This is a genomic window from Streptomyces sp. NPDC004435 (assembly GCF_042873895.1).
Lineage (GTDB): Bacteria > Actinomycetota > Actinomycetes > Streptomycetales > Streptomycetaceae > Streptomyces.
On sequence record NZ_JBIAMB010000027.1, the window covers coordinates 1 to 18,572 of the forward strand.

Below are 18,572 nucleotides of genomic sequence, written 5' to 3' on the forward strand. Positions count from 1 at the left end.
GTAGACAGCTACGCTCGCGATCCCGGCATCCCGGCAGGCACGGGCGACACGAACAGCGATTTCGCCACGGTTGGCGATGAGCACCTTGCGCACGACGATTCACTTCTCCTGATGTCCGGGTACGGAATACATGACTTCCTCCACCTTGACCAGCACTCCTTCAGGAATCAACCTCCGCCAGTACAGGGTTCGGTGAAATGCGGGGGCTCCACGAGGAGAATTCACAGATTTCCGAGACGGAACCCGACTCCCCTGACGGTGAGGATCCACCGGCTGGAGCCGAGTTTGTTGCGCAGACTGCTGACATGGGTGTCGATGGTGCGTCCTGGACGCGACCAGGAATCCTCCCAGACCTGGGTCATCAGCTGTTTCCGGGAGACGACGCTGTCGGGCTGGGAGGCGAGCAGGTGCAGCAGGTCGAATTCCTTGCGCGTCACGTCGACCGGCTCCCCGTGGAGCCGGACCTCGCGGGTTCCCGCGTCGATGCGCAGCGGGCCCCGGGTGATGACCTGGGCGAGCGCCGGCTGCATGCGGACCCGGCGCATCACAGCCTCGATCCGCGCCATCAGTTCGCGGAATCCGTACGGCTTGACCATGTAGTCGTCCGCGCCCGCCTGCAGGCCGAGGACCCGGTCCAGTTCGGTGTCCCGGGCGGTGACCGCGATGACCGGGGTGTCCGCGTCGGCGCGGACGCCCCGGCAGACCTCCAGGCCGTCCAGGTCCGGCAGGTCGAGGTCGAGCAGGATGAGGTCGGCGTTCCGGTACTCCCGGAGGGCCGCGCTCCCGGTGGCCACGCTCTGCGCCCGGTACCCGTGCCGACGCAGGCCCTGCACCAGGGAGTCGGCGGCGCGCGGCTCGCTCTCCACGACGAGCACCCGCAGGGCTTCCTTGCCCGGGGCGGACGGCGCTGCCGGTACGCGCGAAGCGGGCACGTCCCTCCCCTCCCCGTGTTCTCGCGGTACGCGTGCTTCGAGTAGGTCTGTGGACTGCCGCTTCATCTGCCGCTCCTGCACATCCGCGCATTGGCGCATCCCCGTTGTTCCTTCAACCAGGAGATTACAAACCGCTGATCCGGTTTGTCAAAGACCTGACCAGCGATGACGGAGCGTCAGCTCCGGCATGCCGGTCGCAAGAAGGGCCGGAAACTGCCCTTTTGGGTCTCAATGTCACCCTCTCGCGTCACCACCCGCTCCCCAAGGAGCGCGGCCCGACTGTATGCAAACCACGCAGTTGGTTTGGTATATTCCCGAGTACAGTCACCGCCGCCCCGCGCGGTGCCCTTCGGGAGCCACGAGTGAGCAAACAAGAACGGGCCGCCCGCACCCGCTACGCACTGATTCGCTCTGCGGCCGAACTGTTCGAGCAACGTGGGTACGCGCAGGCACGCCTGGCCGAGATCAGCGCCGGCGCCGGAGTCAGCTCCGGAGCACTGCACTTCCACTTCGAGAACAAGGCGGCGGTGGCACAGGCCGTCGAGAACGAGGCGTCCCGGTCCCTGCGCCGCGCCGCGCGCGCGGCGCAGGAACGGAACGCCGCGGCGCTGCAGACACTGACGGACACCTCGCACGCCCTGGCGCGCCTGCTGCAGCAGGACGTGGTGGTACGCGCCGGCTACCGGCTCAACTGCGACGCCGTCGGGCGTCCGGAGCTGAATCTGCGCCAGGAGTGGCAGAGCTGCGTACAGTCGCTCCTCTCCCAGGCCGCCGACGAGGGCGCGCTCGCCGACGGGGTGTCGCACCGCGAGGTGGCCACCGTCGTGGTCGCGGCGACCACCGGACTCGAGGTCCTGGCCGGGGACGAGACCGAATGGCTGTCGCGCGCCTCGCTGACCGTGCTGTGGCGGCTGCTGCTGCCCCGGATCGCCACCGTCGCCGCGCTCCGCGCGGTGGACCCCCGCGGCGGGGACTCCGTCATCGTGGCGCTCGAAAGGGCGACCCCGCGGGCCCCCGTGCCGCTACCGGCGCAGACGCCCCCGCGGAAACCCGCGGAACCCTGAGGGCCCGGCCCCGCCCCCGCCCCACCCCGCCCCGCCCCCCACTGCCTGACCCTCGGGCCCGGCCGCGACGCCGACCCGGCGTCACAGAACCGTCCGTGCCGCGACGCCACCGCCCCGTCCGCGGCCCGAGGACGCCGGACCGCCGGGTCACCCCTGGCGACCGGGGGCGGCCCGGAGGGCATCGACCGGCAACTCCCCCGCCGTGCCCGGTCGATGCCCTCCCCTCCCCCTCCCCTCTCCCCTCATCTCCCCCCGATCTCTCACCCACCCCATCCCTGACCCCCTCACCCTTCCTTGACAAACAGTCCATCCGGTTTGTTATTTTCTCCGTAAGCGCCGGAGCGGGAGGGTCTGCCCGTCCCCGCGACGGCGGACGAGTCCGGTGGCCCGCCCACCGGCCTAGAGCACGGGGGCTCATGGTGGAGACGGGTTCTCCCTCCGATCACGCGGGCATCGGCCTGCTGGAAGCATTCGTGGGACGCGGATTCGCCGCGGCCCTCCAGGACGGGCTGCGACGTTCCGCCCCGGCCTACACACACGGGGTCGCCCACACGGTGACGAGCCGGACGGCGCCCCGGACCCGCGGGGCGGTCCCCGCCCCGCGCCGGGCCGAGGACGGACCGGCGGACGGGGTGCTGCGCCCCACCGAGGCGGTCGCCGTCCTGCGCCGGTTCGACGAGCGGCTGCCCGCCGTCCTCGGGCTCGCCCCCTCCCCGGACTCCGAGGACGGCGCCGTACGGATCGTCCTGAACGTCTACGCCCGGCGCGTGCTGGAAGACGCCCAGGGCATCGCCACCGGTGCCGCGCCCCGGATCGTGCCCCACGGCCCGGCCGTCCCCGCCCTGGCTCCCGCGCTCGCCTCCGCGGCCGGCGCCCTGCTGACCGAGTGCGCCCTGCGCCACGTCCTGGCGAGCACCCCGGCCGCCCACGCCGTCTCCCGCGCGACCGCCCTGGTCAAGCCGCTGAGCCAGGCGATCCGCGAGCACCACACGGCGGCCTTGCGGGCCCCCTCGTCCGCACCGGGCGGCGGGGACGGCGACCCGCTCGCCGCCGAAGGGGCCCTCTGGCACGAACGGCGCCGCCTCGCCCGCGAGTTGCACGACGAGCTCGGTACCCGGCTGTCGGAGGCCCTGCGCCTGCTGGAGTGCGCGCGGCGCACCGAGGACCGCCACGGTCACCTCGACGCCGCCGCGGACTCGTTGCGCGCGGCCGTCGGCCAGGCCGGCGACCTCATCACGGGGCTGCGCAACGACACCGCGCTCCCCACCCTCCGCCAGGCGGTCGAGGAACTCGCCGACCGGACGGCGCCCGAGGCGGCGCCGCCCGTGACCGTCGTGTGCACCGGCGACGAGCGCCTGATGCCCACCGCCTGGCGGCGCGAACTGCTGCTCGCCGTGCGGGAGTGCCTGCGCAACGGCCTCGTCCACGCCGAGGCCGGCCGGATCACGGTCACCAGTCGCGTCACCCGCCGCTGGTGCCACGTCCGGGTCAAGGACGACGGCGTCGGCTTCCTGCCCGACCTCGACGGCCCCGGCGCGCGCGGCCACGGCCTGCGGTCCGTCAAGGACCGCGTCGAGCACATCGGAGGCCGGCTCTCGATCGAGAGCGTGGTCGGCGAGGGCACCACCGTCGACATCCACGTGCCGCTGCGCCCACGGCCCTGAGCCGCCGTCGCCCCGGCACTCTCCGTACCGGCAGCCCCACACGGGAAGACCGGCACCATACCGGCCGAGCGGTTCTTATGGTGCCGGGGGCAGGTCCCGGGGTCGGCCGCCGCACCACCGCCCGACCCCCAGACCGCCATCCGTCCGGTCGCCCGGTCGTCCGGTGCCCCCGCCCGACCGGGCGGGGGCACCGACGCGCCCTGGGGGGTCCACCCACCCCGCCCCGCCCTGCCCGCCCGTCTCCACCCGACCGGCGCGGCCCTCCGCGCCGCGCTCCCCGGGCGACGGCGCCCCTCCCTCCGTACCCCGCGACCTGATCCCGGTCGCCGGCCCGCGGGTGGTCGCCGCACGGGGTGCCCCGGCACCCGCCCCGGCAGCGTCCCCGCACACCCTCTTCACACCGATACGGGAGAACAGAAGTGGCCCTCCAGCCAGAGCCCGCGACATGCCCTTTCGTCCTCGACCCGCAAGGGCGTGACATCCACGCCGAGACGGCGGCCATCCGGAACCGGGGAGGATCCGCCGTGCGGATCGAGCTCCCCGGCGGAGTCCCGGCCTGGTCGGTCCCCGGCTACGACACCGGCAGACGCCTGCTCGCCGACCCCCGCCTCTCCAAGGACCCCGAGCGGCACTGGCCCGCCTGGATCAGCGGCGAGGTGTCCGCGGACTGGTCCCTGTCGATGTGGGTGTCGATCCGCAGCATGTTCACCGCGTACGGCGCCGAGCACGCCCGGCTGCGCGGCCTCGTCGCCTCCTCCTTCACCGCCCGCCGGACCGAGGCCATGCGCCCCGCCGTCGAGAAGGTCACCGCCGAACTGCTCGACCGGCTGGCGGCGCTCCCGCCCCGGCACCCCTTCGACCTGCGCGCCGAGTTCGCCGTCCCGCTGCCGGCCCGGATCATCTGCGAGCTGTTCGGCGTCCCCGAGGAGACGCGGGGCGAGCTGTGCGCGCTCTTCGACCGCCTCTTCGAGACCTCGACGGACATCGCGGAGGTGCGGCACTGCGCCGGTGTCCTGTACGGACTGCTGACCGATCTGGCGGCGGCGAAGCGCCGCGCGCCCGGCGACGACCTCACCAGCGGTCTCGTCCACGCCTGGCAGGCCGAGGGCCGCTGCGACGAGCAGGAGCTCCTGGACACCCTCGTCCATCTGCTGTCGGCGGGTTACGAGACGTCCGTGAACCTCATCGACCACGCCGTGCACGCCCTGCTGACCCATCCCGACCAGCTCGCGCTGATCCGCGCGGGCGGGGCCTCGTGGGAGGACGCGGTCGAGGAGACGCTGCGCTGGCAGCCGCCCGCCGCCCACCTCCTGCTCCGTTACGCGGTGGAGGACGTCGACCTCGGCGACGTCGTGATACCGCGGGGCGACGCGGTGGTGATCTCCGTGGCCGGCGCCGGGCGGGACCCCGGGACGCACGGCCCCGACGCGGACGCCTTCGACGTCACCCGGGCGACCCGGCGCACCCACCTCTCCTTCGGGCACGGCGCGCACCACTGCCTGGGCGCGCCGCTGGCCCGGATGGAAGCCGTCATCGCCCTGTCGGCGCTCTTCGAGCGGTTCCCGCACCTCGCGCTCGCCGCGCCCGGCACGGAGTTGCGGCCCCTGGCCTCGTTCATCTCCAACGGCCACCGGGAGCTGCCCCTGGTGACCGGCGGGGCCCGCCGGGGCCCCGCCGGTCCGTCACGCGCCGGAGACCGGCCCTGACCCGAAGGCCGGCGAGCGCACGCCCTCGATGACGCAGCTGAACGCCGTCCGGCCGCGCTGGACGCCGAGGACCTCGACGGCCCGCGCCCCCCGCAGCCGGGTGGGCACCTCGCGGGCCTCGATCCAGCAGGGGGCGTCGAACTCGACGTACTGCCGGGCCGTCACATCGGTGGAGACCGGGCAGAACGCCGGGTCTCCCACGAAGGCGTAGGCCGCCTGGTGCGCGGCCTCGGTGAGGACGAGGCCCGGCACGTGGTCGACGGCGTGGTCGAAGAGCGCCGGGTTCCCGGTGTCGCCCCGCAGCAGCCAGCGGCCGGGGCGGCCGGTCGGGGCGAGGGCGACCTCCGACTCCGTCCTGCGTCCCACCAGCGCGGGCGGCACCGGGGCGGGGGCGGTGCCGGGCCGGGCGGCCGCGTAGGCGCCGCGCAGCCTGCGGTAGACGTCCTTCGACACCCAGCCGAAGCGCGAGGAGCTGGTGAGGAAGACCCCGCCGGCGTGCCGGACGGTGATCCCTATGTCGAGGGTGCGGCGGCCGGACAGGACGCACACGGCGGTCGCGGTCATCGGCCCGGGGGCCAGGCCCGCCGTGGGGTAGTGCGGGTGGGTCTCGTACCGCATCGAGTCCATCAGGAACTCGTGGGAGCGGGTGATGCCCAGTCCGGCGTGGGCGACGAGGAGGCCCGTCTGCCGGATCGTCTGCGCGACGAGCATCTCGGAGTGGGCGGCGCCGGGGGCGGCGTCGAAGAAGCAGTGGCCCCCCGACCAGTCGACGTCGAAGGCGAACTCGGTCTCGCTGCGGCGCCACCAGCGGGTGACGAGGACGTCCCGCTCGTCCACGCGGTGCGTGAACGAGGGCGTCGGAGCCGGCAGCGGCAGCCCGTCGGACGGCGACGCGCCGGTGGTGGACAGGCACGGCGTGCTGCCGGGACGGGTGGTCTCGGTGTCGCGCGACATGACGTCGATCATGGTTCCCCCGTGTTCGGATCGGTGACCGGAAAGGTTCCGGTCTCCCCCTTGTTCGGTAAGATACGGACGAGCCGGTTTTCTTTTCAACCCGGGCCAGTACATAGGTTGGTCAAACAACAGATGGCAAGGAGGCCATGCGGTGGCACGACAACCACGCGCTATCCGAACCCGCAACGCGGTACTGACGGCTGCTGCGGAGGTGTTCGCCCGCCGTGGTTACGAGGCGGCGAACATCGCCGAGATCCTCACCCAGGCACAGGTGACCAAGGGCGCCCTGTACTTCCACTTCGCCTCCAAGGAGGAACTCGCCCGCGGGGTCCTGGAGCACGCGGTGACCGGCACGGTCGAACACCCGGTCAAGGTGCAGGCGCTGGTGGACACGGGACTGCTCCTGTCGCGCCGCCTGCCCAACGAGCCGATCCTGCGGGGCGCCGCCCGGCTGGCGGCCGACCAGGGGGCGGGCGCCTTCTTCGGCGGCCCCTGGCCCATGTGGACGGACCTCACCGCCCGGCAGCTCGCCGAGGCGAAGGAGGCGGGCGAGATCTACGAATCCGTCGACCTCATGGGGACGGCGGAGGTGCTGGTGGGCGCGTTCACCGGCATGCAGCTGATGGCCCTGGCCTCCGGCACCGAGCAGGAACTCGTCCGTCTGACGTCGAAGCTGTACGAGCTGCTCCTGCCGGGGATCACGATGCCGGCCGTCCTCCAGCGCGTCGACACCTCCCCGGCCCGCTCCGACGCGCTGCTCGAACAGGCGCGCGCGCAGAACGCGGCCGAGCCTGCCCCGGAAGAGGCGGCCCAGTCCGCGTGACGGGGCCGCGCTCCCCGGGAGCGCCCCGCGCGGTCAGGGCAGCAGGACGACCTTGCCGGTCGTGCGGCGCTCCCGCAGGTCGGCGTGGGCCGCGCGGGCCTCGGCGAGGGGGTACGCGACGCCGGTCACCGGACGGAGCCGGCCCTGGAGCGTGAGGGCGAAGAGTTCCTTCAGGGGTTCGTGAAGGGCCCCCGGGCGGGCCAGAGTGGGTCGCAGCCAGAAGCCGACCACGGCCGCGTTGAGCCGGCTGAGCCGCTGCGGGTCGAGCGCGGCGAAGGCGGTCCGGGAGGCGTTGCCGTAGGTGACGAGCCGTCCGAAGTCGGCGAGCGAACCGAGCGCGTGGTCGAAGAGCGCGCCGCCGGCCGCGTCCAGGATGACGTCCGCGCGCAGCGGCAGCGGATAGCGGGCGGCCTCGTCGGCGCCCAGTTCCAGCGCGAGTCGCTCCTTCTCCGGCGTGGACGCCTGCGCGAGGACGCGACCCGCGCCGAACTCCCGGGCCAGCTGGACCGCGAGGCTCCCCACGCCGCCCGCGGCGGAGTGGACCACGACGCTCTCGCCGGGCACGAGCCGGGCCGCGGAGCGCAGCAGGTGCCAGGCGGTGAGCCCTTGGGTGAGGAGGGCGAGGGCCTGTGCCGCGTCCAGTTCCTCGGGGACCTCGACCAGGGCCGACTCCCGGGCGACGGCCTGTTCCGCGTAACCGTGGACGACCTTGGCGAGGACCCGGCGGCCGTCGCCGGTGCGGCCGACCACCTCGCTGCCCGGCACGTACGGCAGCAGGTCGGAGGAGAGGTAGGACCCGTCCGTCTGGAAGGTGTCGGCGAAGTTGACGCCGGCCGCCTCCACGGTGATCAGGGTCTCGCCCGGCCCGGGCACGGGGGCGGGGACGTCGACGGGCGTGAGGACCTCGGGACCGCCGAAACGGTCGAACCGTATCGCGAGCATGGTCAGGAACGTTACCCGGCTTTCCGACGACCCGGCGGTACAACCCTCGGCCTCGCCGTCCCATCGCCGGGCGAGGTGCCGCACGCCTCGGCGGAACGCGGGGACGGCCTCCGTGCCGTACGCGTCGATGGTGGTCCACAACCCCCCGGCGGCCCGGTTCCGCAGGCAGCGCGGGGTCAGTGGCCGCGGCGGACGCGGGCGGCCTTGCGGGCTTCGGCGAGCTTGCGCTCCTCGGCGGAGCGGCGGGACTCGTTCTTGGCACGGCCGGGCTTGCCGGGGACGGTGCCCATGCCGCGGAACTGCGCGCCGCCGCGCTTGGGGCGCTCGGCGCTGGGCGCGCTGCCGGCGACGGGGACGCCGGACGGGGCCTTGGCGCCGGTGATGCGGCTGAGCTCGGCCTCGCCGGAGCGGACCTGGGTGACCCGGGGCCGCAGCCCCGCGTCGGCCATGAGGCGGAGCACGTCCTTGCGCTGGTCGGGCACGACCAGCGTGACCACGGTGCCGGAGCCGCCGGCCCGGGCGGTGCGCCCGCCGCGGTGCAGGTAGTCCTTGTGATCGGCCGGCGGGTCGACGTTGACGACGAGGTCGATGTCGTCGACGTGGATGCCGCGCGCGGCGACGTTCGTGGCGACCAGGACCGGCACCTCGCCGGTGCGGAACCGCTCCAGCGTGCGGGTCCGCAGCGGCTGCGACTTGTCGCCGTGCAGGGCGGCGGCCCGTACGCCGCTGCCGAGCAGGTGCGCGGTGAAGCGGTCGACGGCGGCCTTGGTCGCCAGAAACATGATCACGCGCCCGTCGCGGGCGGCGATCTCCGTGGCGGTGGCGAACTTGTCGGCGCCGTGCACCTGGAGGACGTGGTGCTCCATGGTGGTGACGGCGGCGGCCGAGGGGTCCACGGAGTGGACCACCGGGTCGTGGAGGTAACGCTGGACCAGGAGGTCGACGTTCCGGTCGAGGGTGGCGGAGAACAGCAGCCGCTGGCCCCCCTCGCGGACGAGGTCGAGCAGGCCGGTGACCTGGTCCATGAAGCCCATGTCGGCCATCTGGTCGGCCTCGTCGAGGACGGTGATGCCGACCCGGTCGAGGCGGACGTCCTTGCGCTCGACGAGGTCCATGAGCCGGCCGGGGGTCGCGACGACGACCTCGGCGCCCTCGCGGAGCGCGGTGGCCTGCCGGCCCATCGACATGCCGCCGACCACGGTGGTCATCCGCAGCCGCAGCGCCGCCGCGTAGGGGGCGAGCGCGTCGGTGACCTGCTGGGCCAGCTCGCGGGTGGGGACGAGGACGAGGGCCCGCGGCTTGCGCGCCTCGGCCCGCAGCCCGGCGGTGCGCGCGAGCAGCGGCAGCCCGAAGGCGAGGGTCTTGCCGGACCCGGTCCGCGCCCGCCCCAGCACGTCCCGCCCGGCGAGGGCGTCCGGCAGGGTGGCGGCCTGGATCGGGAACGGGGTGGTGACGCCCCGCGCGCTGAGCAGTTCCCGCACCTCGGCGGGCAGCCCGAGCTCGTCGAAGGAGCCGACGGCGGGCAGGGCCGGCGTGTGGCTGACCGGCTGCGCGAAGTCGTCCTTGGAGGCGGAGGGACGGGGGCCGCGGTCCGGGCGGGGGGAACTGTTCATGGGTTCCATTGTGGGTCACCCGCGGGGTCACCACGCCCGGCGAACGGACCGGTCGGCCCGGCGGCGGGGCGGTAGATGCCGTTCGACGGGGAGGAGGTGGGGCGGGGGCGGTCAGGGGCTGGTGGTGGAGACCGCGAAGACCCGGGGGAAGGCCGGGTCCGTGAGGTCCACGGTGAGGTTGGTGGCGGGGCGCGGTTCCTCGCGGGTGACCGTGGTGCCCGCCCAGGTCAGGCCGTCGTCGAAGGTCCAGCCGACGATGTCCGCGTCCCGGTCGGAGACGCTGATCAGGCCCGGGGTGAGCGCGGACCGGCTGGTGCCCGACTCGGCGAGGAAGGTGTCGAGGCCGGTCGCCGTGGTGGTGAACTGCACGTACAGCCGGCTGGTCCGCCAGTTGCTGGTCTCGTAGTAGGCCACCCCGGACGCGCCCGCCGGGACGGGGACCTCGAAGACCCGGCGCTTCATCAGCGAGGGCCAGTTGTCCTGGAGGCCGGCGACGGAGGACTCGCGCTCCTTGTCGATGCCACTCTCCCGGCTCTGCCCGGCGGAGATCACCAGATAGCCGGCCGGGATGCCGACGAGGAGGACGATGATGACCGCCGTCAGCCAGCGGCGGCGGATCATCCGCCCCCGGTCCTCCGGCATTCGCTCCCGCGGCGTCCGCTGCTCGGGCAGCCGCTCCTCCGGCCGCGGGGACGGACGGTGCACGGTCATGAGCCGGGGTCCTCGGGGGTGCGGGAGGAGCGGCCGTGCGTGCCCGGGCGGAACGCCTGCGCGTACCGCTCGTACCTCTCGTACCGCTCCACCCGGCGCCGGTTGGCGCGGCGGAAGCGGCGGGCGACGAGCCGGGCCAGGTCGGCGGCGCCGACCATGCCGGCCTCGGGGCCGAGCTGCGCGCGGGTGATCCGGGCCTCGGGGCGGTAGCCGCGGCCGGTGAGGTGGCGGCGGAAGGCGTCCCGGGCCGGGCCGATGAGCAGGTCGTCGGCGGCGGAGACGCCGCCGCCGATGACGAAGCAGGAGGGGTCGAGGGCGGCGGCGAGGTTGGCGATGCCGACGCCGAGCCACTGCCCGATGTCCTGGAGCAGTTCGACGCACATGGCGTCGCCCTCGCGGGCCAGCTCGGTGATGAGCGGGCCGGTGATCTCGGGGACGTTCCCCTTCACCCGGTCGATGATGTTGTACGCCACCGGGGAGTCGGCCGCGGCGAGCTCACGGGCCTCGCGGACCAGGGCGTTTCCGGAGCTGTACTGCTCCCAGCAGCCGCGGTTGCCGCAGGGGCAGCGGTGGCCGCCGGGCACGACCTGCATGTGCCCGAACTCGCCGGCGACGCCGTACTTGCCCCGCTTGACCCGGCCGTCCTCCAGGATGGCGCCGCCGATGCCCGTGCCGAGGGTGATCATGACGAGGTGGTCCTCGCCGCGTCCGGCGCCGAAGCGCCACTCGGCCCAGGCGGCCGTGTTGGCGTCGTTGTCCACCATGACGGGGACGGCCAGCCGGTCCTGGAGGGCGTCGCGGAGGGGTTCGTTGCGCCAGGCGAGGTGGGGGGCGAAGAGGACGCGGGCCCGGTCGGCGTCGACCCAGCCGGCCGCGCCGATGCCGACGGCGTGCACGTCGTGGCGGTCGGAGAGGTCCAGGACCAGTTCGACGATGGTGTCCTCGACGACCTTGGGGCTCTTGGACTTGTCCGGGGTCTCGGTGCGGATCTTCTCCAGGATGGTGCCGTCGGCGTCGACGACGCCCGCCATCACCTTGGTCCCGCCGATGTCGATGCCCACCGTCGGCACCCGGGGCGCCGAGAGGTGGGAGCGCCGCTCGCGGGTCCCGACGGTCCGCAGGACACCGCCCCGGGCCGCGGAGTCACGGTAGGTGTTCACCGGCTCGATTCTGCCAGGCGGGAGGTCGGGTCCGCGTGATGAAACCTCGGGGCGGGTCACGGGCCTGAGGGGCGCTCCAGCTCGTGGCGGAGGTCGTCCAGCTCGCTGCCGCCCGCCATCTGGCGGGTCAACTCGTCGAGCGTCACCGACGCCTTGGTGTGGCTCGCGGCCATCACCCCGCGCTTGAGCAGCACGAACCGGTCGCCGACGAGATAGGCGTGGTGGGGGTTGTGGGTGATGAGGACCACCCCGAGACCCTCGTCACGGGCGGCGGCCACGTACTTGAGGACGACGCCGGACTGCTTGACGCCGAGGGCGGCCGTGGGCTCGTCGAGGACGAGGACCTTGGCGCCGAAGTGGACCGCGCGGGCGATGGCCACGCACTGGCGTTCGCCGCCGGAGAGGGTGCCGATGGGCTGGTCGACGTCGCGGAGGTCGATGCCCATGCGGAGCAGCGCCTCGCGGGTGGTGGTCCGCATCCGTTCGACGTCGAGCCGCTTGAAGGGGCCCTTGCCGCGCGTGGGCTCGGAGCCGAGGAAGAAGTTCCGCCAGACGGGCATCAGCGGGACGACGGCGAGGTCCTGGTAGACGGTGGCGATGCCGCGGTCGAGGGCGTCGCGCGGGTTGGCGAGGCCGACCTCCTCGCCCTCGATGCGGAAGGTGCCGGCGTCGTGCCGGTGGAGGCCCGCGACGATCTTGATGAGGGTGGACTTGCCGGCGCCGTTGTCGCCGAGGACGCAGGTGATCTCGCCGGCCCGGACCTCCAGGGAGACCCCTTCGAGGGCGCGGATGTTGCCGTAGTACTTGGAGACGTCGTCGAGCTGCACCAGGGGGGCGGTGTCGGTCGTCACTTGGTGGCCTCCACGCGCTTGCGGATCCAGGCGTTCAGGAGCGTGGCGAGCAGCAGCATCGCGCCGAGGAAGAACTTGAACCAGTCGGGGTTCCACTCGGCGTAGACGATGCCCTTGCTGGTCATGCCGAAGATGAGGGCGCCGACGGCGGAGCCGATGGCGGAGCCGTAGCCGCCGGTGATCAGGCAGCCGCCGATGACGGCCGCGATGATGTAGATCAGCTCGTTGCCGACGCCTTCGCCGGACTGGACGACGTCGAAGGAGAAGAGCAGGTGCTGGCCGGCGATCCAGGCGCAGAAGGCGACGCCCATGTAGAGGCCGATCTTGGTCCGGTGGACCGGGACGCCGACCGCGCGGGCCGCGTCGGCGCCGCCGCCGACGGCGAAGATCCAGTTCCCGAAGCGGGTGCGGAGCAGGATCCAGGTGGCCACCGCGACCAGGCCGAGCCACCACAGGATGGTGACCTTGAACTCCACGCTCCCGACCGTGAGGGTCGAGGCGAAGACGGAGTGGGCGGAGGGGAAGCCCTCCATGTCGGCGATCGACTTGGTGGAGACGGTGCCGGCGATCAGTTTGGTGAGGCCCAGGTTCAGGCCGGTCAGCATGAGGAAGGTGCCGAGCGTGATGATGAAGCTGGGCAGTTTCGTACGGGTCAGCATGAAGCCGTTGAAGGCGCCGACGGCCAGGGTGACCAGGAGCGAGACGCCGACGCCGACCCAGACGTTCGCGGTCATCTGGTAGCTGAACATCGAGGACACCAGCGCGGAGCTGGTGACCAGGACGCCGGCCGAGAGGTCGAACTCGCCGCCGATCATCAGCAGCGCGACCGGGACGGCCATGATGCCGAGGGTGGAGGCCGCGTAGAGGACGGTGCCGAGGCTGGAGGGGCGCAGGAAGCTGTCGGCGGCGACCGCGAAGAAGACGAAGACGGCGATCGCTCCGACGATCGAGCCCAGTTCGGGGCGGGCGAGGAGCTTCTTCAGCGGGGTGGTGCGCAGCAGCCGTTCGTCGACGTGGTCGACACCGTCGCCCGGCGCGGACGGGGGTGCGGCGGCGCTCATCGGGTCCCCCGCTCCGTGTACCGCTTCAGGGCTCCGGCCTGGTCCTTGGTGATGATCTGCGGTCCGGTGAGGACGGGCTTGCCGCCGCCGAGGACGTCGGCGTTGTAGCGGTAGAGCCAGAGCAGGTCGACGGCCTCGTACCCCTGGAGGTACGGCTGCTGGTCGACGGCGAAGCCGAGGGTGCCGGCCTCCAGGGCGGCGGCGACCTTGGCGTTGAGGTCGAAGGTGTCGATCTCGGCCTTGCTGCCGGCGCTCTTCGCGGCCTGCACGGCGGCGTCGGCGAAGGGGGCGCCGAGGGTGAGGACGGCGTCGACGTCCTTGTCGGACTGGAGCTTGGCCTCGATGGACGCCTTCACGTCGGGCATGTTGGTGCCGTCGACGTAGAGGTTGACCAGTTCGCCGCCGAAGGTCTCCTTCGTGCCGGCGCAGCGCTGCTCGTGGCCGACGTTGCCCTGCTCGTGCAGGACGCAGAGGGCCTTCTTCCTGCCGCGCTTCGTCAGCTCCTCGCCGACGGCCTGGCCGGCGACGGTCTCGTCCTGGCCGATGTGGGTGAGGGCGCCGAAGGCCTTGGACTGCTCGGCGCCGGAGTTCACGGTGATCACCGGGATGCCGGCCTTCACGGCCTTCTCGACGGCGGCCTTCATGGCGTCGGGCTTGGCGAGGGTGACGATGAGCCCGTCGACGCCCTTGGCGACGTACGAGTCGATCAGCTGCGCCTGCTGCTGGGACTCGTCGCTGTGGGCGTAGAGGAAGTTGATGTTGTCCTTGGCGGCGGCCTGCTCGGCGCCGTTCTGGACGATGTCCCAGAAGGTGTCCCCGTCGCCCGAGTGGGTCACCATGGCGAAGGTCCAGCGGGGGGTGTCGACGGCCGCCCGGCCCTGGGCCGCCGCGGCCTTGCGGGCGTCCTCCGCCCGCTTGCCGCCGGTGCTGCTGCACCCGGCGAGCGACACTGTGAGCGCGACGGCGAGCACGGCGCCGAAAGCGGCGCGTACCCCTCCTGTCCGAAGCCCTGTCCGAAGCCTGGTCACGAGGCCGTGCCCTCCTTTGTGTCCTTCTGCGTGCATTGCAGTATCGGTCATGCGGGTGGCGGGGCTCGCCGCGGGGCCCTTCCCGCGCTCCGGCGGCCCTACGGACGGACCATCAGCCGGAACTCGAAGGAGTAGCGTCCGGGGCGGTAGAGGTGGGAGCCGGACTCGACGGGCCGGCCGGTGGCGTCGAAGGTGACGCGCTCCATGGTGAGCAGCGGCGCGCCGGGCTCCTCCGCCAGGAGGGCGGCCTCCTCGGGCGCGGCGGCGCGGGCGCCGATGGACTGGCGGGCGGTGTGCAGGGTGAGCGCGGCCGAGCGGAGGAGCCGGTAGAGGCCGGTGGTCTCCAGGGCGGCGGTGTCGACGAGCCCGGCGGGGAGGTGGTTGCGGAGGTAGGCCAGGGGCTCGCCGTGGGCGGTGCGCAGCCGCTCCAGGTACTGGACCTCGGTGCCCTCGGGGACGCCGAGGGCGGCGGCGACGGCGGGGCCGGCGGGTTCGAGCCGGTCGGCGAGGACGCGGGTGGCGGGCCGGTGGCCGGCCGCCTCCAGGTCGTCGTAGAGGCTGCTGAGCTCCGGGGAGCGGCGGACGCGGGAGTGGACGACCTGGGTGCCGACGCCCCGGCGGCGGACGAGGAGTCCCTGGTCGACGAGGGTGCGGAGGGCCTGGCGGACGGTGGGCCGGGAGAGGCCGAGGCGGGCGGCGAGGTCGATCTCGTTGCCGAGGAGGGTGCCGGGGGCCAGCGTGCCGTCGGTGACGGCCTCCTCCAGCTGCCGGGCCAACTGGAGGTGGAGCGGGACCGGGCTCGTACGGTCCACGGAGAACGGCGGCAGGGGGGATCCGGACTGCTGGGCCACGGGTGGGAGCGTAGCCCCGCCCCGGGATGCCGGGAAGGCGTCACGTCGGCTCCACCGGGACTCCACCGGTGCTTGTCCTGACAAACCTTGACACCGTCCCGCGAGCGCCCCACGGTGGGGCCATGCGCATCGGACTCATCGGTACGGGCCGGATCGGGAGTTTTCACGCGGGGGTCCTCGCCCGGCATCCGGGGGTCGGCGCGCTGGTCGTCGCCGACGCCGATCCGGCGCGGGCCGGGGCGGTGGCCCTGGCGGTGGGCGCCGAGGCGGCGCCGGACGTGCCGGAGCTGCTGGGCCGGGGCCTGGACGCGGTGGTGATCGCCTCGGCGACGGCCGCGCACGCGGAGCTGATCGCCCGGGCGGCGCGGGCGGGGCTGCCGGTCTTCTGCGAGAAGCCGATCGCGCTGGACGTGCCGGGCACGCTGGCCGCCCTGGCGGCGGTGGCGGAGGCGGGCACCGAGCTCCAGCTGGGCTTCATGCGGCGCTTCGACGCGGGGTACCGGGCGGCCAGGGAGGCGGTCCGCGCCGGGCGTCTCGGCAGGCTGCACACGGTCCGGACGGCGACCTCGGACCCGGAGCCGCCGCCCGCCGCCTATCTGCCGCTCTCCGGTGGTCTCTTCCGGGACTGCATGGTGCACGACGTCGACATCGTGCGGTGGGTGACCGGCCGGGAGGTCGTGGAGGTGTACGCGCGCGGCTCGGACGCGGGCCCGGCGATGTTCCGCGAGGCCGGTGACGTGGACACGGCGGCGGCGCTGCTCACCCTGGACGACGGCACCCTGGTGTCGGCGACGGCGACCCGCTGCAACGGCGCCGGCTACGACGTGCGGATGGAGCTGGCCGGCGACCGCGACCAGCTCGCGGTGGGCCTGGACGAGCGCACCCCGCTCACCTCGCTGGAGCCCCACTCCCCCGCGCCCCCGCCGAAGCCGTGGCCCGGCTTCCTGGAGCGCTTCGCCCCGGCGTACGAGGCGGAGCTGGACGCCTTCGTGCGCCTGGTGCGCGGCGAGGGGCCCAACCCGTGCGACGGCCGTGAGGCCCTGACCGCGCTCCGGGTCGCGGACGCCTGCGAGCGCTCCCGACGCGAGCACCGGCCGGTGCGGGTGGACCGGGCCGGCTCTTCCTGATCCGGAGGGACGGCCCGGCCGGCCGCGCGGACCGTCCGCGTCACCCTACTCACCGGCAGGGCTGTCGGTCCCTTCGTCGAGGAGACCGGCGTCGTGGACGAGGAGGGCGATCTGGACCCGGTTGTTCAGGTCGAGCTTGGCCAGCAGCCGGGAGACGTACGTCTTCACCGTCGGCACGCTCATGAACAGCTGCTCGGCGATCTCGGCGTTGGAGGCGCCGCGCCCGACGGCGACGGCCACCTCCCGCTCGCGCCCGGCGAGCCCGGCGAGGCGTTCGGCGGCGGTGTTCCGGCGGGGGCGCGCCTCGGGCAGGCCGGCGACGTGGCTCATCAGCTGGCGGGTGACGGCCGGGGAGAGGACGGGGTCGCCGGCGGCGACCCTGTGGACGGCGGCGACGATCTCGGCGGGCGGGGTGTCCTTGAGGACGAAGCCGGCGGCACCGGCCCGCAGGGCGCGCAGCACCTGCTCGTCGGCGTGGAAGGTGGTCAGGACGATCACCTCGGGCGCGCCGGGCCGGGCGCGCAGCAGTTCGGTGGCGGTGAGCCCGTCGACGTGCGGCATGCGGATGTCCATGAGGACGACGTCGGGGGCGAGGCGGGCGACGAGGTCGGGGACCTCGCTCCCGTCGGAGCCCTCGCCGACGATCTCGACGGACGCGTCGCCGCCGAGCATCAGGGTGAGGCCCGCGCGGACCAGGGGGTCGTCGTCGACGAGGAGCAGCCGGATGGTCATGGGGGCCACGGTAGCCAGGCGGTGAGGGCGAAGCCGCCGCCGGGGGCCGGGCCGTGGTCGAGTCGCCCGCCGGCGAGGGCGGCCCGTTCGGAGAGCCCGATGAGGCCCTGGCCGGAGCCGGGGACGTGCGGGACGGGCCCGGCGGGCGCCGGGTTGCGTACCTCGACGGTGAGTCCTTCGCCGGGCCGGCCGCGCAGGGTGACGGTGACCCGGGCGCCCGGGGCGTGCTTGCGGGCGTTGGTGAGGCCCTCCTGGGCGATGCGGTAGACGGTGCGGCCGGTGGCGGCGGGCACGGAGCCGGGCTCGTCGACCGTGGAGTCGAGGAGGACGCTCATCCCGGCCTCGCGGGACTCGTCGACGAGCGCGCCGAGGGTGGCGAGGGTCGGCTGCGGCCGGTCGCCGCCGCCGCTCTCCTCCCCCGGGGCGCGCAGCACGCCGATGATCTCGCGCAGGTCCTGGAGGGCGTCGTGGGCGCTGTCGCGGATGACCCCGGCGGCGCGGGCGATCTGCTCGGGCGGGGCGTCGGGCCGGAACTCCAGGGCGCCGGCGTGGACGCTGAGCAGGGTGAGCCGGTGGGCGAGGACGTCGTGCATCTCGCGGGCGATGGCCTCGCGGGCGAGGCGCTGGGCCTGGGCGGCGCGCAGCTCGGCCTCCGCCTCGGCCCGCTCGGCCCGCTCGCGCAGCGCCTCGACGAGCTGGCGGCGGGCCCGCACGAGCATGCCCCAGGCGGTGACGAGGAGGGTGAGGGCGACGCCGAGGACGATCCCGAGGACGACGCCGGTCTCGGGATCGGGGCGGACGAAGACGGTGGCGAAGGCGCCGGCGAGGGCGATGCCGAGGACCCAGACGATCTCGCGGAAGGGACGGCGGACGGCGACGCTGAAGAGGCTCGCGAGCATGGCCCCGGCGGCGACGGGGACGAGGGCGCCGACGACGGCGAGCGCGGCGGCGAGGCCGACCGGCCACCTGCGGCGCAGCCAGAGCGCGCAGCAGGCGAGGGCGCCGACGATCTGGTCGATCAGGTTGACGGCTTCGCTGTTGTAGCGGCGGCTGGTGTCGGCGGCGACGAGCCCGAAGAGCGCGGCGAGCAGGAAGGCCAGCGTGTCGACGACCCAGTCGCGTACCGTGCGGCGCGGCCGTGCGGCCCCGTTCCCGCCCGGTTCGACCAGGTGGGAGGGGAGCAGCCAGCGCTGCCGGTCGGTTCGCGTCATATCGGCAATGTACGCAGCCGGGGGCCGCCGCACCGGTCCGCGGCGCCCGGCCGCGACCGAAGTCGCGCACATCGATACTTCGGTCGCGGGGCGGTCGACCGACGGCCGAAGCGGCCGGCCGGGCGGCGGGCCCATGATCGCC

General features: G+C 73.9%; 18 protein-coding genes. 5 read left to right on the top strand and 13 right to left on the bottom strand.

Annotated features, from left to right (window positions below; genetic code table 11):
• Together ACFYT9_RS34815 and ACFYT9_RS34820 are read right to left on the bottom strand one after the other, a co-directional pair.
• On the bottom strand, nucleotides 1-93 hold a 93-nt coding region (locus tag ACFYT9_RS34815; protein ID WP_280842533.1), incomplete at its 3' end, for a biotin carboxylase N-terminal domain-containing protein.
• A 128-nt stretch (nucleotides 94-221) separates the two neighbouring features.
• Nucleotides 222-998: a response regulator transcription factor gene (locus ACFYT9_RS34820; RefSeq protein WP_376606123.1), complete on the bottom strand. Its 777-nt coding sequence runs from the start codon at nucleotides 996-998 to the stop codon at nucleotides 222-224.
• A 296-nt stretch (nucleotides 999-1,294) separates the two neighbouring features.
• Between ACFYT9_RS34820 and ACFYT9_RS34825 the strand changes: the two genes are divergently transcribed.
• From ACFYT9_RS34825 to ACFYT9_RS34835, 3 genes are all read left to right on the top strand, one after another.
• A complete protein-coding gene (locus tag ACFYT9_RS34825; RefSeq protein ID WP_387280627.1) occupies nucleotides 1,295-1,996 on the top strand; it encodes a ScbR family autoregulator-binding transcription factor in 702 nt (233 codons plus the stop codon).
• Between the two features lie 473 nt (nucleotides 1,997-2,469).
• Entirely contained in the window at nucleotides 2,470-3,660 is a 1,191-nt protein-coding gene (locus tag ACFYT9_RS34830) for a sensor histidine kinase (protein ID WP_389170103.1), read from the top strand.
• Between the two features lie 524 nt (nucleotides 3,661-4,184).
• Nucleotides 4,185-5,366: a cytochrome P450 gene (locus ACFYT9_RS34835; RefSeq protein ID WP_389170106.1), complete on the top strand. Its 1,182-nt coding sequence runs from the start codon at nucleotides 4,185-4,187 to the stop codon at nucleotides 5,364-5,366.
• On the opposite strand, the gene ACFYT9_RS34840 is transcribed toward ACFYT9_RS34835, so the two are convergent.
• Complete coding sequence (locus tag ACFYT9_RS34840) at nucleotides 5,343-6,320, bottom strand: ScbA/BarX family gamma-butyrolactone biosynthesis protein (protein ID WP_389170109.1); 978 nt, start codon at nucleotides 6,318-6,320, stop codon at nucleotides 5,343-5,345. The two genes, ACFYT9_RS34835 and ACFYT9_RS34840, sit on opposite strands and share 24 nt — an antisense overlap.
• A 151-nt stretch (nucleotides 6,321-6,471) precedes the next feature.
• Between ACFYT9_RS34840 and ACFYT9_RS34845 the strand changes: the two genes are divergently transcribed.
• Nucleotides 6,472-7,143 (top strand): ScbR family autoregulator-binding transcription factor, encoded by a 672-nt coding sequence (locus tag ACFYT9_RS34845; protein ID WP_387275931.1) that lies wholly within the window; start codon nucleotides 6,472-6,474, stop codon nucleotides 7,141-7,143.
• Between the two features lie 33 nt (nucleotides 7,144-7,176).
• On the opposite strand, the gene ACFYT9_RS34850 is transcribed toward ACFYT9_RS34845, so the two are convergent.
• The 8 genes from ACFYT9_RS34850 to ACFYT9_RS34885 all read right to left on the bottom strand — a co-directional run bounded on the left by ACFYT9_RS34850 (nucleotide 7,177) and on the right by ACFYT9_RS34885 (nucleotide 15,321).
• Nucleotides 7,177-8,085: a zinc-binding alcohol dehydrogenase family protein gene (locus ACFYT9_RS34850; protein WP_389170113.1), complete on the bottom strand. Its 909-nt coding sequence runs from the start codon at nucleotides 8,083-8,085 to the stop codon at nucleotides 7,177-7,179.
• Between the two features lie 176 nt (nucleotides 8,086-8,261).
• Nucleotides 8,262-9,698, bottom strand: coding sequence for a DEAD/DEAH box helicase (locus ACFYT9_RS34855; RefSeq protein WP_389170116.1), 1,437 nt, complete (start codon nucleotides 9,696-9,698; stop codon nucleotides 8,262-8,264).
• A 111-nt stretch (nucleotides 9,699-9,809) separates the two neighbouring features.
• Nucleotides 9,810-10,409: a hypothetical protein gene (locus ACFYT9_RS34860; protein ID WP_376600830.1), complete on the bottom strand. Its 600-nt coding sequence runs from the start codon at nucleotides 10,407-10,409 to the stop codon at nucleotides 9,810-9,812.
• Nucleotides 10,406-11,569: an ROK family glucokinase gene (locus ACFYT9_RS34865; RefSeq protein WP_376600832.1), complete on the bottom strand. Its 1,164-nt coding sequence runs from the start codon at nucleotides 11,567-11,569 to the stop codon at nucleotides 10,406-10,408. The genes ACFYT9_RS34860 and ACFYT9_RS34865 overlap by 4 nt, the downstream gene beginning before the upstream one ends.
• A 56-nt stretch (nucleotides 11,570-11,625) precedes the next feature.
• The gene (locus ACFYT9_RS34870; protein WP_376600834.1) at nucleotides 11,626-12,420 is read right to left on the bottom strand and encodes an ATP-binding cassette domain-containing protein; all 795 of its coding nucleotides are present in this window, start codon (nucleotides 12,418-12,420) and stop codon (nucleotides 11,626-11,628) included.
• Nucleotides 12,417-13,481, bottom strand: a complete 1,065-nt coding sequence (locus ACFYT9_RS34875) for an ABC transporter permease (protein WP_376600836.1) — start codon at nucleotides 13,479-13,481, stop codon at nucleotides 12,417-12,419. Before ACFYT9_RS34875 ends, ACFYT9_RS34870 begins: the two co-directional genes overlap by 4 nt.
• Complete coding sequence (locus ACFYT9_RS34880; RefSeq protein WP_389170121.1) at nucleotides 13,478-14,509, bottom strand: sugar ABC transporter substrate-binding protein; 1,032 nt, start codon at nucleotides 14,507-14,509, stop codon at nucleotides 13,478-13,480. The genes ACFYT9_RS34875 and ACFYT9_RS34880 overlap by 4 nt, the downstream gene beginning before the upstream one ends.
• Before the next feature lie 98 nt (nucleotides 14,510-14,607).
• A complete protein-coding gene (locus tag ACFYT9_RS34885; protein ID WP_387275976.1) occupies nucleotides 14,608-15,321 on the bottom strand; it encodes a GntR family transcriptional regulator in 714 nt (237 codons plus the stop codon).
• Between the two features lie 161 nt (nucleotides 15,322-15,482).
• On the opposite strand from ACFYT9_RS34885, the gene ACFYT9_RS34890 reads away from it, so the two are divergent.
• Entirely contained in the window at nucleotides 15,483-16,487 is a 1,005-nt protein-coding gene (locus tag ACFYT9_RS34890; RefSeq protein ID WP_387275917.1) for a Gfo/Idh/MocA family oxidoreductase, read from the top strand.
• 45 nt (nucleotides 16,488-16,532) lie between these two features.
• Here ACFYT9_RS34890 and ACFYT9_RS34895 read toward each other — a convergent pair whose 3' ends face one another.
• Nucleotides 16,533-17,219: a response regulator gene (locus tag ACFYT9_RS34895; protein ID WP_389170124.1), complete on the bottom strand. Its 687-nt coding sequence runs from the start codon at nucleotides 17,217-17,219 to the stop codon at nucleotides 16,533-16,535.
• Entirely contained in the window at nucleotides 17,216-18,430 is a 1,215-nt protein-coding gene (locus ACFYT9_RS34900) for a sensor histidine kinase (protein ID WP_389170127.1), read from the bottom strand. Before ACFYT9_RS34900 ends, ACFYT9_RS34895 begins: the two co-directional genes overlap by 4 nt.
• Nucleotides 18,431-18,572 lie beyond the last annotated feature (142 nt).